The organism is Mucilaginibacter sp. 5C4, assembly GCF_034345625.1.
Lineage (GTDB): Bacteria > Bacteroidota > Bacteroidia > Sphingobacteriales > Sphingobacteriaceae > Mucilaginibacter > Mucilaginibacter aurantiaciroseus.
Genome location: NZ_CP133775.1, coordinates 1,619,034 through 1,632,693, shown reverse-complemented (window position 1 = coordinate 1,632,693; position 13,660 = coordinate 1,619,034). Strand labels below are relative to the sequence as shown.

At 44.5% G+C, this 13,660-nt stretch carries 15 protein-coding genes; 9 read left to right on the top strand and 6 right to left on the bottom strand.

Going from position 1 to position 13,660, the window contains the following annotated elements:
* Positions 1-264 precede the first annotated feature (264 nt).
* Positions 265-2,574 (bottom strand): beta-glucosidase BglX, encoded by a 2,310-nt coding sequence (gene bglX / locus RHM67_RS07690; protein ID WP_322231529.1) that lies wholly within the window; start codon positions 2,572-2,574, stop codon positions 265-267.
* A gap of 185 nt (positions 2,575-2,759) precedes the next feature.
* On the opposite strand from bglX, the gene RHM67_RS07685 reads away from it, so the two are divergent.
* Entirely contained in the window at positions 2,760-3,521 is a 762-nt protein-coding gene (locus tag RHM67_RS07685; RefSeq protein ID WP_322231528.1) for an NUDIX hydrolase, read from the top strand.
* A gap of 175 nt (positions 3,522-3,696) precedes the next feature.
* Positions 3,697-4,557: a YitT family protein gene (locus tag RHM67_RS07680; RefSeq protein WP_322231527.1), complete on the top strand. Its 861-nt coding sequence runs from the start codon at positions 3,697-3,699 to the stop codon at positions 4,555-4,557.
* Here RHM67_RS07680 and RHM67_RS07675 read toward each other — a convergent pair.
* Positions 4,554-4,760, bottom strand: coding sequence for a hypothetical protein (locus RHM67_RS07675; protein ID WP_322231526.1), 207 nt, complete (start codon positions 4,758-4,760; stop codon positions 4,554-4,556). The genes RHM67_RS07680 and RHM67_RS07675 overlap by 4 nt on opposite strands.
* Positions 4,761-4,977: 217 nt before the next feature.
* Between RHM67_RS07675 and RHM67_RS07670 the strand changes: the two genes are divergently transcribed.
* Together RHM67_RS07670 and RHM67_RS07665 are read left to right on the top strand one after the other, a co-directional pair.
* Positions 4,978-5,127 (top strand): hypothetical protein, encoded by a 150-nt coding sequence (locus RHM67_RS07670; protein WP_322231525.1) that lies wholly within the window; start codon positions 4,978-4,980, stop codon positions 5,125-5,127.
* A gap of 105 nt (positions 5,128-5,232) precedes the next feature.
* A complete protein-coding gene (locus tag RHM67_RS07665) occupies positions 5,233-5,418 on the top strand; it encodes a hypothetical protein (RefSeq protein WP_322231524.1) in 186 nt (61 codons plus the stop codon).
* A gap of 162 nt (positions 5,419-5,580) precedes the next feature.
* Here RHM67_RS07665 and RHM67_RS07660 read toward each other — a convergent pair whose 3' ends face one another.
* Positions 5,581-5,838, bottom strand: coding sequence for a hypothetical protein (locus RHM67_RS07660; RefSeq protein ID WP_322231523.1), 258 nt, complete (start codon positions 5,836-5,838; stop codon positions 5,581-5,583).
* Between the two features lie 83 nt (positions 5,839-5,921).
* Between RHM67_RS07660 and RHM67_RS07655 the strand changes: the two genes are divergently transcribed.
* Both RHM67_RS07655 and RHM67_RS07650 read left to right on the top strand, forming a co-directional pair.
* The gene (locus RHM67_RS07655) at positions 5,922-8,531 is read left to right on the top strand and encodes an FtsK/SpoIIIE family DNA translocase (protein WP_322231522.1); all 2,610 of its coding nucleotides are present in this window, start codon (positions 5,922-5,924) and stop codon (positions 8,529-8,531) included.
* 82 nt (positions 8,532-8,613) lie between these two features.
* Positions 8,614-9,285: an outer membrane lipoprotein carrier protein LolA gene (locus RHM67_RS07650; RefSeq protein ID WP_322231521.1), complete on the top strand. Its 672-nt coding sequence runs from the start codon at positions 8,614-8,616 to the stop codon at positions 9,283-9,285.
* 155 nt (positions 9,286-9,440) lie between these two features.
* On the opposite strand, the gene RHM67_RS07645 is transcribed toward RHM67_RS07650, so the two are convergent.
* Both RHM67_RS07645 and RHM67_RS07640 read right to left on the bottom strand, forming a co-directional pair.
* Positions 9,441-10,502 carry a polysaccharide deacetylase family protein gene (locus RHM67_RS07645; RefSeq protein WP_322231520.1) on the bottom strand — a complete coding sequence of 354 codons (1,062 nt, stop codon included), beginning with the start codon at positions 10,500-10,502 and terminating at the stop codon, positions 9,441-9,443.
* A gap of 112 nt (positions 10,503-10,614) precedes the next feature.
* Positions 10,615-11,748: an acyltransferase family protein gene (locus tag RHM67_RS07640; RefSeq protein WP_322231519.1), complete on the bottom strand. Its 1,134-nt coding sequence runs from the start codon at positions 11,746-11,748 to the stop codon at positions 10,615-10,617.
* Between the two features lie 194 nt (positions 11,749-11,942).
* On the opposite strand from RHM67_RS07640, the gene RHM67_RS07635 reads away from it, so the two are divergent.
* From RHM67_RS07635 to RHM67_RS07625, 3 genes are read left to right on the top strand one after another with little or no spacing between them, the layout of a single operon-like run.
* Positions 11,943-12,206 (top strand): hypothetical protein, encoded by a 264-nt coding sequence (locus RHM67_RS07635; protein ID WP_322231518.1) that lies wholly within the window; start codon positions 11,943-11,945, stop codon positions 12,204-12,206.
* A complete protein-coding gene (locus tag RHM67_RS07630; protein ID WP_322231517.1) occupies positions 12,203-12,964 on the top strand; it encodes an MBL fold metallo-hydrolase in 762 nt (253 codons plus the stop codon). The genes RHM67_RS07635 and RHM67_RS07630 overlap by 4 nt, the downstream gene beginning before the upstream one ends.
* A gap of 38 nt (positions 12,965-13,002) precedes the next feature.
* Positions 13,003-13,137: a hypothetical protein gene (locus RHM67_RS07625; protein ID WP_322231516.1), complete on the top strand. Its 135-nt coding sequence runs from the start codon at positions 13,003-13,005 to the stop codon at positions 13,135-13,137.
* On the opposite strand, the gene RHM67_RS07620 is transcribed toward RHM67_RS07625, so the two are convergent.
* Positions 13,134-13,553, bottom strand: a complete 420-nt coding sequence (locus RHM67_RS07620) for a hypothetical protein (protein ID WP_322231515.1) — start codon at positions 13,551-13,553, stop codon at positions 13,134-13,136. The two genes, RHM67_RS07625 and RHM67_RS07620, sit on opposite strands and share 4 nt — an antisense overlap.
* Between the last annotated feature and the right edge of the window lie 107 nt (positions 13,554-13,660).

The window sequence follows — 13,660 nt, the reverse complement described above, 5'->3', positions numbered from 1 at the left end:
TATTCAAAAATTTTTGAAAACTTCTTTTATTTTTTTAAGAAGTATACTGTTTAAATAAAGGCTTTGTTAAATTCCTGTTAATTTTACAGTTATTCCACTAAATCACTATACTTTTTTTACATTGTTTTACACCAAGTGGTTTTTATAGCCCAATACACCCTTTGTATAAAAAAAATATGCCCTGGTAATATTACCAGGGCATATTGCATTAATTTTTATATAAATAAAATTTAGGCTAATTTATTTGGATACTAACCTTTTAAACTATTTGGCCCAAGCTACTTTCGCGGTTTTAACATCGGCCGAACTGGTGCCCACCTGTATCACAAATTCGCCGGGCTCCCAGTCGTACTTCAACTGGCTGTTGTAAAATTTCAGTTGGTTAGTTGTGATGGGGAAGCTAACTTCTTTCTTCTCTCCATTTTGCAGGCTTATTTTCCTGAACCCTTTTAACTCCTTTACCGGTCGGCTAATGCTTGCGGCCGGGTCACCTATATATAACTGTACAACTTCTTCGCCGGTGTATGGGCCGTTATTGGTAACCGTTACAGTAGCGGTTAAGGTTTCGTTACCTTTTAGTTTAGTTTTGCTAAGCGTAAGGTTGCTGTAAGTAAATTTGCTGTAGCTTAAACCGTAACCAAACGGGTAAAGTGGGTCGTTGCTGATATCTAAATAGTTCGATTTAAACTTAGTTGGGCCCGATGAATAAGGGCGGCCTGTATTTAAGTGGTTATAATAAATAGGTATCTGCCCTACCGTACGCGGGAAGGTTGCCGTTATTTTACCTGATGGATTGTAATTACCAAACAACACTTCGGCAATGGCGTTACCTGCTTCGGTGCCCGGTGCCCATACATCTAATATAGCTGCGACATGCTCATTCTCCCAGGTTAGGGTAAGCGGGCGGCCGTTAAATAAAACGATAACAATAGGTTTACCCAATTTGGCAAGCGCTTTAAGCATCAGTTGCTGACTCTCGGGAATGCTGATATCTGAACGGCTTGATGATTCGCCGCTCATGCTTTGCGATTCGCCAACCACAGCAACTATGATGTCCGATTTTTTTGCAGCTTTAACCGCATCCTCAATCATATCATCAGGCGATTGTTTATCTAACGATACCATGCCCGGGCCAAAGTTAAGGCGTTTCATAAAGGTGGTATCATCAGTAATATTACTGCCTTTTGCGTAGTTGATCTTTACGTCGTTACCCACAATATGCTTGATGCCTTCTATAACGCTAACCGATTTTTCCCACTCGCCCCCAATTACCCAGGTACCCAACATGTCGCGTTTGTTATCGGCCAATGGGCCAACCAATGCAATACTGCCGCCCGATTTTTTTAGCGGTAAGATTTGGTTCGCATTTTTAAGCAACACAAAAGAATGCTCGGCAGTAACGCGGGCAGCCTTGCGGTTTGCATCCGTCATTATTTCGGTTTTTTCGCGCTGCGGATCTAAAGATTTATAAGGGTTATCAAACAAGCCCAATTTGTATTTAGCCTCCAGCACACGGCGGCAAGCCAGGTCAATACCTGCCTGGGTTACTTTACCTTGCTGTAACGATTTTTTTAGCGTAAGTAAAAAGCCTTCGCCAACCATATCCATATCCAAACCCGCTTTTAATGCCAGGGCAGATACCGTTTGCAGATCGCCCATACCATGCTGAGTAGTTTCGTTTAACGCGGTATAATCTGATACCACAAAACCGTTAAAGCCCCATTGCTTGCGCAACAGATCGGTAAGCAGCCATTTATTTGTAGTAGCAGGCACACCGTCAACCACGTTAAACGAGCTCATGAAGCTTCCTGCACCCGCATCAACTGCTGCTTTGTACGGCGGCAGGTAATAATTATACATGGCTATACGGCTCATGTCAACCGTATTGTATTCGCGGCCGGCTTCGGCGCCGCCGTAAAGTGCAAAGTGTTTTACACAGGCCATTACGGCGTCAGCATTTTTCATGCTGGTACCCTGGTAGCCCCTTATCATAGCGGCGGCAATTTTGCCACCCAGGTAAGGGTCTTCACCGCCACCTTCAGAAATGCGGCCCCAGCGTGCATCACGCGCTATATCAACCATTGGCGAAAATACCCAGTTCAACCCTTCGGCGGTAGCCTCTTTGGCGGCAATGCGCGCGGCATGCTCAACAATTGCCATATCCCACGTTGCCGACATCCCCAGCGGGATAGGGAATATAGTACGGTGACCGTGGATAACATCTAAACCAAATATCAACGGGATATGCAGGCGCGATCCTTTTACAGCGGTTTCCTGCATTTTGCGAACACTCTCGGTTCCGTATAAACCAAAAATACCGCCGATGCTGCCTTTTTTAACACCATCGCCAATACCATTATTAGTAACCGAACCGGTGATAGCCATGCCACCTGTTACCAGATTAAGCTGCCCTATCTTTTCGTCAACGGTCATCTTTTTCATTAACGCGCTTACAAAAGCATTCATTTTTGCGGCCTCGGTTTGCTTTTGGGCCATGGCTTTATTTAACGGCATGCAAAACAATGCGGCAGCGCCAAGTATGGCAAAAGGCTTATTGTTAAAATATTTTTTCATTAAATGAGTTTTTTGGCGTGTGAGTTTTATCACCATTTAATCAGGTTAATTTTTGCAATATTAAATTACTGTAAAACTTATTAGTTATAATTGGTTTTTAAAATGCAATCAACACAAGGTGTAATTGGTACACAATTGTAAATATTAAATTTAAACAATCAAAGTAATTTTTATCAACGCGTTAAATGTTAACTAAACAGCAGCTGGAAGATTTTTGGGCCGAGGCCGGCAAGGTATATCTTAACCATATATCTATAGACTGCGTGGTATTTGGTTTTCATGAGGGGCAAATGAAGGTTTTAATGCTCAAGAGTAATAACGAGGAGGCCTGGTACCTGCCCGGTGGCTTTGTGCGCAAGCCGGAACCTATTGAAAACGCTGCCGACCGTATCCTGAAAGAACGTACCGGCATTGATGAGATATTTTTACAGCAGTTCCACGTTTTTGGCGACCCCGACCGCTCTAAGATCCATAACGAAATGTATAAGAACATGCTACCCGAAGAACAAAACTTTTTTGGACAGCGCTTTATATCTATAGGCTATTATGCTTTGGTAGATTTTTTTAACGTTACCCCCACTCCCGACGAGTTCTCGGAAGTGTGTACCTGGCGCGACCTTAACGACCTGCCAAAGTTTCAACTGGACCATGAACTGATCTTTAGGAAGGCATTAGATACCCTGCGCCTGCAATTAAACTATCAGCCCATTGGTTATAACCTGATGCCTAAGGAGTTTACCATGCCGGAGCTGCAAAAATTTTACGAAACCATCCTTGATAAAAAGCTTGACCGCCGCAACTTTCAGCGCCGTATGCTGGGCTTTGGCATCCTGAAAAAGCTGGAAGAAACCCGCAAAGGCGGTGCCCACAAAGCCCCCTACCTCTATTCTTTCGACCTGGAGAATTACCAGGCGGCGTTGAAGGAAGGGTTGAAGAGTGGGTGGTAAAAGCCCCATCCAAACCCTCCCCGGAAGGGAGGGTTTAAAAAATATAAAGCCTCCCCTACCGGGGGAGATTTAGAGGGGCTCCATTTTGCGGAGGGTTTGGGGTGGGGCTTACCAGCGCCATTAAATATTTTTTGCTATCTTAAACCCACATCTATTGGTTACTGTTTATAGCATTATGAAATTCAGAGGCGCACTTGTCGATACATTATTAATTATTTTAGGGATATTGGCTGCTGGTATGGGGCTAAAAGGCTTCTTATTATCCAGTCATTTTATTGACGGCGGAGTAACGGGTATTTCTATGCTGTTAGCTGCCAGTACTAATACCCCACTGTCTGTGTTGATATTTGTTATCAATATACCTTTCCTTATTTTAGGCTATAGAAAATTAGGCTTGTTGTTTGCATTAAAAAGCGCGGCAGCGATAGCCGGTTTATCACTTTGCATAGCGTTTGTAGATTTTCCGGATGTTACACATGATAAGTTACTAACGGCCATTTTTGGTGGCGCGTTCATTGGTGCAGGTATAGGCATGGCAATACGTGGCGGTGCTGTATTAGATGGCACCGAAATAGCTGCATTACTTGTAAGTAAAAAAACCCAAATAGTACGTGTAAGTGATGTAATATTGATACTTAACGTAGTTATATTTACCGTTGCGGTATTTATATTAGGTGTTATACCGGCTTTATATTCCATCTTAACCTACCTTGCGGCATCCAAGATGATTGATTTTATCCTGAACGGTTTGGAGCAATACACCGGCATGACCATTGTATCCACAAAAGGCGAAGAGATCCGTTTGGCTATCACCCAAAAACTTGGCCGTGGTGTTACCGTTTACCAGGGTAAAAGCGGTTATGGAAAAGACGGGCACATCAATTCGCCCCGCGAAATCATTTTTACCGTGGCAACCCGTTTAGAGGTACCTTTGCTTAAGAAAGAAGTGTTGAGGATAGACCCCGCGGCATTCATCGTACAGCAAAGCGTAGATGATACCACCGGTGGTTTACTAAAAAAGAAGAAAGGGCATTAACTCCCTTTAATATTATTTTGAACCCAGGTTGGTACTTTATCGATTGACTTTTTAGTATAAACGGCTATGTAGTCATAAGATTGGCCGTCTTTTTCGAGGGTTACAAATACGTCAACATTTTTCTCGTTATCGTAATCATCTAAAGAATATAACAACTCCACTGTTTTATCGGCAACCTTAAATACCTGCTCGTTTGTATGCATTTGGTAAATGTATGGTTAAATTAATGTAAAGTTCAGGGAATCAATTTATTTACCCCACCCTGTCATTCGAACGAGGTGCGAGGAGAAATCTTGTTCGATAGACACGTTGACCACTTATTATCAATAACAAGATTTCTCTCTATAGTTCGAAATGATACGGCTTTGAAACATACCGTTCGGCCTGATATTTGCATCCCTCCCCTAAAAACCAACTACCATGCCTGAGGGGCCAAGCATACTGATATTAAAGGAAAAGGTACAGCAATTTAAAGGAGATAAAGTGATCTACGCCAGTTGTAACAACGGCACGCTGGATACCAACATCCTTACCGACCAAACCATTATGGATGTAAGTGTGTCATGGTGAGCCTGTCGAACCATTAGCCATTGAATAAGTCTTCGACAAACTCAGACTGACAAATCAAACTTATTAGCTCTTGACCTGTTCAACCTATTATAAACCGATACAATTATGAAAACGATAAAAATTGACGGCAACCCTGCAGACCTTACAGCTGTTATGGTGCCCCGCGAAGCCGAATACCAGGACCATGAAACCGTACGTTTGGAATCATCTATAGACGGTTCTTCAGTAGAAAAAACCATCTTCCGCGTGGTTGACGGCGGCGAGGATAAATGGGAATTGCAGTTTGAATAATATTCACAGCCACAGCGGCATTGCTGTAAGGAGCGATAGCGACGTGGCAATCTCTTTAGGCAGGTCGAGACCATACAGGCTGTATAATTGTCTTTAAGAGATTGCTTCGCAATTGCGATCTGGTTATTTCTCTTCCTTCACAAACACATACTTACCACCCCCCTACTTTAAAGTAAACTCACCCTTATCCGGGCGAAATTCCATTATGATACGAGCACTCTCAAATTCAAAAGTATCAGTAGTTTTCGAGGCATCTAACGGAAAAGCTGACTGCCCTGTAGCCTGCGCCAACAGTGTGCCTGCATCTTTAGTAATGGTGATTGTTTTTGCTTTGGCGAGCTCGGGATTACGGGCAAGCAAAGTTTCTAAAGCTGCGGTATCGGCATTAGCAATAAATTCCTCTAAGTCGGTTAGGCTCATTGAATTCAATATTCCTAAAAAATTAAAAAATATCTGTTTAATCTAATAACTTTATATTTGCAATTAAACGTGTAATTTTCAGGATGCCGATCAAAGGAAACCAGTTCAAATCAAATAGTTTTAGGGAAGAGCCGCAGGCAGGGAAATCTGGTTCAAAACCTTCATCGGGCAGCGCCAAACCTGAGCGCGAAAGACCGATGAAACAGCAGACCGAGCGCATGCCGCTCTTCGACCTGCGCGATGGCCGTATCATCAAAATAGCGGGTCTATTTTGCCTGGTGCTATCGGTATTTTTCCTCATTGCATTCACTTCCTACCTGTTCACCTGGCAGCAGGACCAAAGCTATGTATCTAAAGCCAACGGTGGCTGGGGCAACCTGTTCAAAACCACCAAGGAGCTGTTAGAGAACGGCGTTAACAACCCCATGGTTGATAACTGGCTGGGCAAATTTGGCGCGTTGCTATCTAACCAATTCATCTTCGAGTGGTTTGGCGTGGCGTCGTTCCTGTTCGTGTTTGTATTCTTCATCATCGGCTACCGCCTGTTGTTCAAAATAAAACTATTTTCGGTTAGCAAAATGCTGGCCTATACCCTTTTTGCTATCGTATTTCTATCTGTAACGCTGGGCTTTTTCCATGCCTTTATATTGGATTACCCCCACTTTTTAGAGGGTGAGTTCGGCTTTTGGACCAACCGCCTTTTAGCCGCGCAAATAGGCCAGTCGGGTACCGGTTTTGTGCTGATTTTTTTGGCGCTGACAGTATTGATAATCGCTTACAACATAGACTTTAAACTACCCGAGCGTAAAGAAAAACTTGCCCCAATGGCAGGTGTAGATGATGTATCACCCGAGCCGGTTGAATTGGTCGACGAAGAAATTTCGCTACCTGTTGAATGGCCGCGCAATGGCGGCAACCGCGTAAAAGATATCCTCGCCGCGCAAGGTACAGCCGCGGCTACCGAGCCTATGCAGCAGGAGCGTTTACAGCAGGAGCCTCTGCAACAGGCACCTGTTTTCCATCAGCCGGTGGTTTTAAAACCCGAGGTAAGCCACGAGCCACAGGAAGAGACCGAGATCCCGCTTACCATTGATGTGGAGCGCCCAATGCCTATCCTTAACATCGAAAAAAGCGACGATGATAAAGCCAAAAGCCTGGTAGATCAGTTTGGTATGTACGACCATAAGCTCGACCTGCCGACGTATAAATACCCAACTATCGACCTGTTGGAGAACTATGGTTCATCTAAAATTGCCGTAAATTCCGAAGAGCTTGAAGCCAACAAAAACAAAATTGTTGAGACGCTTAACCACTATAATATCGAGATAGATAAAATAAAAGCCACCATTGGCCCTACGGTTACGCTATATGAAATTATCCCTGCGCCGGGTGTAAGGATCTCGAAGATCAAGAACCTGGAGGATGATATCGCGCTGAGCCTTGCTGCTTTGGGCATTCGTATTATTGCCCCTATGCCGGGTAAGGGCACCATCGGTATTGAGGTACCAAACCAGAACCCCGAGATGGTTTCTATGCGGTCGATACTGGCTACCGAGAAATGGCAAAACAACACCATGGATTTGCCAATCGCCCTTGGTAAAACTATTTCTAACGAGGTATTTATTGCCGATCTGGCCAAGATGCCCCACTTACTTGTCGCGGGTGCTACAGGCCAGGGTAAATCGGTTGGCATCAACGCCATATTGGTGTCGCTGCTGTATAAAAAGCACCCTGCCGAACTTAAATTTGTGCTTGTCGATCCTAAAAAGGTGGAACTTACCCTGTTCCGCAAAATAGAAAGGCACTTTTTGGCTAAGCTGCCAGACGAGGCAGATGCCATTATCACCGATACCAAAAAGGTGGTAAACACGCTTAACTCGCTTTGTATTGAGATGGACCAACGTTATGATTTGTTGAAAGACGCGCAGGTACGTAACCTCAAAGAATATAACACCAAGTTTGTTAACCGCAAAATAGCCGACCCCGAGAAACACCGTTACCTGCCATTCATTGTACTGGTAATTGATGAGTTTGCCGACTTGATGATGACTGCCGGTAAAGAGGTGGAGCAGCCTATAGCACGTATAGCGCAGCTTGCCCGTGCGGTAGGCATCCACCTGGTAATTGCAACGCAAAGGCCGTCGGTAAACGTTATTACGGGTACTATCAAGGCCAACTTCCCGGCGCGTTTGGCCTTTAGGGTATTGTCTAAAATCGACTCACGTACCATATTGGATGCGGGTGGTGCCGATCAGCTGATAGGGCGTGGTGATATGCTGCTTTCTACAGGCAGCGACCTCATCCGTTTGCAGTGTGCCTTTGTGGATACACCGGAGGTTGAACGCATTTCTGACTTTATTGGTAACCAGCGCGGCTACCCATCGGCAATGTTCCTGCCGGAATATGTTGGTGAAGGTGAAGCCGGCAGCAGTGCCAAAGATTTTGACCCGGATGACCGTGACCCGATGTTTGAGGATGCCGCACGACTGATAGTGTTGCATCAGCAAGGTTCTACATCTCTTATCCAGCGTAAAATGAAGCTGGGTTATAATCGTGCGGGCCGTATTATTGATCAGCTGGAAGCCGCGGGTATTGTTGGCCCGTTTGAAGGCAGCAAGGCCCGCGATGTGCTTTACCCTGACGAGTACAGCCTGGAGCGCCACCTGGAAGCATTGCAAAAACCACGCGATTAAACTAATTTAGTTTACATCACTCTAAACCATTATAAGCCATAATGGTTATTGCCTGTGAGCTTTAAATTCGACCCGAGAAAACATGAAAAGATTATTTTTATACCTGATATTGTCTGCCACTACTGTTGCTACCGCGTTCGCCCAAAAAGATGCGGATGCCAAGTTGATACTGAACAAACTTAGCAAGCAGTACCGCACCTACGATGCCGTTAAAACCGATTATTCGTTAACGATAGACAACCAGCAGGCCAACGTTAAGGAAACCTTTACAGGTACGCTGATAGCCAAATCAAAAACCAATAAATACAAGGTGATCTCCTACGCGGCAGGCACCAAAACCGTATCGCAGGATATCATCAGCGATGGTAAAAACCAGTGGACTTACCTTAAAGATGCCAACGAAGTGCAGCTAAGTGCCGCCGATAACAGCGAGGAGGGGTTTAACCCTGCCAAGATCTTCACCATGTACGAGAAAGGTTACAAATATATCTACACAGGCCAGCAGAAGATAGCAGGCAAGGTTTACCAGGTTATTGACCTTACCCCCGAAGACAGCAAAAAGACTTTTTTTAAAGTGCGCCTGATGATAGACAAGGTAAAGAACCAACTCTACAGCGCGCAGATCTTTGATAAGAACGGAAGCAAATACACCTATACCCTGCGCACCTTTACCCCCAATTACAAAGTAGCCGAAACCGCTTTTGTATTCGATAAAAAAACCTACCCTGGTGTTGAGGTGGTAGATTTGAGGTAATTGTAAGAGATTAGTGAATAGAGATTAGTTAAATAGCTGTCATTTCAAACGTAGAGTGAAATCTTATTAGATATGCACAGCGGACTTTGCTTAACGAACCGATCATCTGCGACGAGCTCCCTTTGGTCGGGACCCTCGCACCTCGCTCTTTTTTATTACTCCTTCCCTATTTTCACCCTCCGCTCCATCACTTCCCGCCAGGTGGTTAAAATAAAGCCTTTTTGTTTGAGGAAAGCGCGTAGGCGTGGATCGGTCATGGCAAGTAAGTCTCCTTTGCGTTTTTGGCCCGTGTCTGATATATATTTAAATGTTGCAGATGGCAGCGTGCAGTGCATAATAACCATAGTTAATCCCGGCGAAAGACGGCCTATGCTTTCAATGTAATGGTCGGTGTACCATTGTTGGATCTGTTTATCGGTTTTGTGCGCTATATCGGGCATATTCCAGTCGTAGCTGCTATTGTGCAGGTCGTCCAGTACGGGCAAGCCGTTTTTCCAGATCATTTCCCCTACCTGTTTAGCCTTTGCCAAAGCGGCCGGTTCGGGAATGTCCATACCTACGGTGTATTTGCCTTGTTTCTTTAGTTCTGCGATGGTAGCGGCCTTAGCTTCAGCGCGGTAAAAAAGGTCTTCGCCCCCCGGAAACATCACCGGCACCTGCTTTTCTATCCCCAACTGAATGTATTTTTCCATAAAAGATTCTTTGGCGAACAATGTCCCCATGTGCGAATCAAGGTGCGTTGGTTTAAAACCCATAGCCAAAGCGCGGTCATATTGCGCGCGGATCTCTTTGTCCACCTCATCTGCCTTAGCGGTAAAATAAACGCCGCCAACGCCCGGCCACATCACGCCTTCTTTATCTACCAGGCCAGGCACATTGGCTTTGCCCGCAAGCGGCCCCCAGCGATAGTTTTCCCATTCAGATGTTAACGTCAAATGCAGGCCAGCATCAAGGGTTGGGTGCTTATCCAGGTACTTTTTAAACTCGGATACCCACGGGCAGGGCATCATCACACTGGTGGAATTGGCAACGCCCTCGCTTGTCGCCATGATCACGCCGTCGTTAGAATCGTGCGACATGCCCGCATCATCCACATGCAGTATAATTACCCTCGCGCCCTTAGGATAGCCCAATTTTTCGGCATAGGTTGGGGGTTGCTGGGCGTTAGCAGCTAAGGTGAAAACGATGGCGAATGAAAGAAAGGATAGTTTTTTCATGCAAAAGAATTTTGGGTTATCAAAAAAAGGCCGGTGAACATACCGACCTTTAGAATATTTTACCCCCTCCGTCACGATAGCTATCGTGACGGAGGGGGTTGGGGTAAGGCTATTAGACCCTAATATAGATCTTCTTATTATCCAGCACCTTACCCACACACCAGCATAGCAGCATGTAAGTAATAGCAAAAAGCAGTGAGCCAAAGGCGCCTGGCGCTATTTTTTGGTAAAACACATCGTTTATCCAGCCTACAAAGTTTTTGTCACCAATTTTTATCATCCAAAAAGAAATGATCAACACCTCCGACAGGATATAAATAGCCAGCGGGTTTTTACCTACGGTGGTGAAAAAGGACGTCCAGTTATATTTGTTCCAGGCGCGTACTTCTACTACATAAATAAAGGCAGCTATCATCACCATATCAATACCCGTGGTAAGCAAAGTGAACGGGCTACTCCATAGTTTTTTACCAATCGGGAAGCTCATGTTCCAGGTAAGGGCTATAAAGATGAACACACAGCCCATTAATGCCAACCGGGCGATGGTTTCGTAACCCTTACCTTTTTCCTGTATAAATTTACCAGCATAATAACCTACAATAACGTTAACAATAGCAGGCAGTGTACTCAATATGCCTTCAGGGTCAAAAGCAACGCCTTCGCCGTGGTAAAGGTGGCTATCGCCCATTACAAATTTATCCAGATATGTACCGGCGTTGGTTAACATGCCGTATGGTGCAGTGGGGTCGCCAAAGCCAAGTAACAATAGTTGGTAACCTACCAAAAGCAATATGCTGATAACGATAACCGAGGTTTTATTTTTTACAAAATGAATAATTAGCGAAGCAAATATGTAGCAAAGGCCAATGCGTTGTAAAACACCTAAAATGCGCGTGCCGCTAACAGGCCTAAACGCCCAGCCGTTTGCACCGTGGTCTACAAACGGGAACCACGACATTAAATACCCAATTAAACAGATCAGTAACCCGCGTTTTAATATCTTATATAAAACGCTCCCGGTACTTTGCCCGTCAAACTTCTTCATGGTAAAGCTCATGGCGTTACCTACGGCAAAAAGAAACGATGGGAACACGAGGTCGGTAGGTGTAAAACCAAACCAGGCGGCATGTTCAAGCGGCGCGTAAGCTGTGGCACCGCTGCCAGGCGTGTTTACAATGATCATAAAACAAATGGTTAGTCCGCGGAAAACATCCAGCGAAAGGAACCGTTCGGGCTTTTGGCTCATAATGGGGTACAATTGGTTAAATTAATTCAGGAGATTTATTGCACCAATATAGTAATTAATTAAAGTGAATTGCAATAGGCAACACAGCTTTATAAATAATTTTAAGAAGTTGTTTTACGGATGATCTGCCAATCTATTTGTAACATTTTATCGCCTTAACGTTAAATGTTACTATTTTTGAAAAGATGCTCACCATGACCAATCATACGCTCGAAAAACTGGAGCTGCTGCTTAAAACAGCGGGTTACCGTGTGAGGTATGAGAAGGGCAACTTTAAAACCGGGGCTTGTATGTTACTGAGCAGCCGCGTTATAGTGGTAAATAAATTTGCCAACCTGGAGAGTAAAATAGCCGCCGTTGCCGAACTGGCCCGTACGCTTGAAATTGACTATAACCTGCTCGACGATAAACAGGCTGCATTTTTGCATCAGCTTAAACAAACAACACTGCAGCTGTGACCATAACTTTTTTAGGAACCGGAACTTCGCAGGGTGTGCCTGTTATTGCATGCACCTGCCCTGTTTGCTTATCAACAGATAAGCACGACAAGCGGCTGCGTACTTCTATTTTGATAGAAGGCGAGGGCAAAGTTATCGCCATAGATTCGGGGCCCGATTTTAGGTACCAGATGCTGCGCGAAAAGGTGATGCACCTGGACGCTATTGTTTTTACCCACGAGCATAAGGACCACGTTGCCGGTATGGACGATATCCGCGCGTTTAACTACAAGCAGCAAATGCCTATGGACATTTATGCCGACGACCGCGTACAGCTTGCTCTTCGCCGCGAGTTCCCTTACATTTTTGATAACAAAGGTTACCCGGGCATCCCTCAGGTAAACCTGCACACTGTTACTTTAGAACCGTTTAATGTTGGCGACGTGCACTTTACCCCTATTGAGGTGATGCACTATAAATTGCCGGTGAAAGGTTATCGCATAAAAGATTTCACGTATATCACCGATGCCAAAACGCTGTCTGAGGTAGAGAAGGATAAGATCCGCGGATCAAAAATACTGGTGATAAACGCATTGCAAAAAGAGAAGCATATCTCGCACTTTACACTGGATGAAGCCATTGCCTTTGCCAGAGATATTGGTGCCAAACAAACCTACCTTACCCACATTAGCCACCGCCTGGGCAAACATGCCGATGTATCTATAGAACTGCCAGCCGGGATCTATTTAGCCTACGATGGCCTGAAGCTGGAAATTTAGTATTCCTGTTTTGTTTATTTAAACGATTTATTTTATAAATGCCGATAGGAGTTGCCTACTTATTTGGCTACCTAAAATCGATAAAAGGCATTCATTTCAAAAGCGATAATAATTCGGCCATCATCACCCTTAAAACTTTTACCGAAACAAATAAATTTACGGTTAGGTATTAATCCAGCTCCAGGTAGCTAACTTCGTTTATAGTTGCTTTGTAGGCGTTTTTGTGCCATTTTTTGGTGATTTCGATGCGGCCGCGGATGGTCATGTGCCGGTCGCTGATTTTGTTGTACTCCCCGTCTTCCGTCTCGAATAAACCTGTGTGTTTGCCCACCAGGTAAAGCGGGCAATCCTGCGTAAAATTCACCCACAGCGAGCGGCCGTTATCATGATTGGTAAAGGTGCTGTCGTTAACCAGTGCAGATTGGTTTTTGCCTTCCACGTACTTTCCGGATACTTCTACATATTGTTTATCATAGTATTTGGCACTATCTATCAGGTGCGTGTAGCTAACCTTCTTAAACTTAATATTTGTAGAGCATTCGCTGGTGTAAATCTTGCGTTTATTGGTATTACAAGCCAGCAGAACCATTGTAATTAAGAATGTTATGTATGCCCTGCTTTGCGCCATATATAAATGTAGGTGTTTTAACACTCATATTGGTCATGGCACAATAATTTTACTAAAAGGCGCCAACT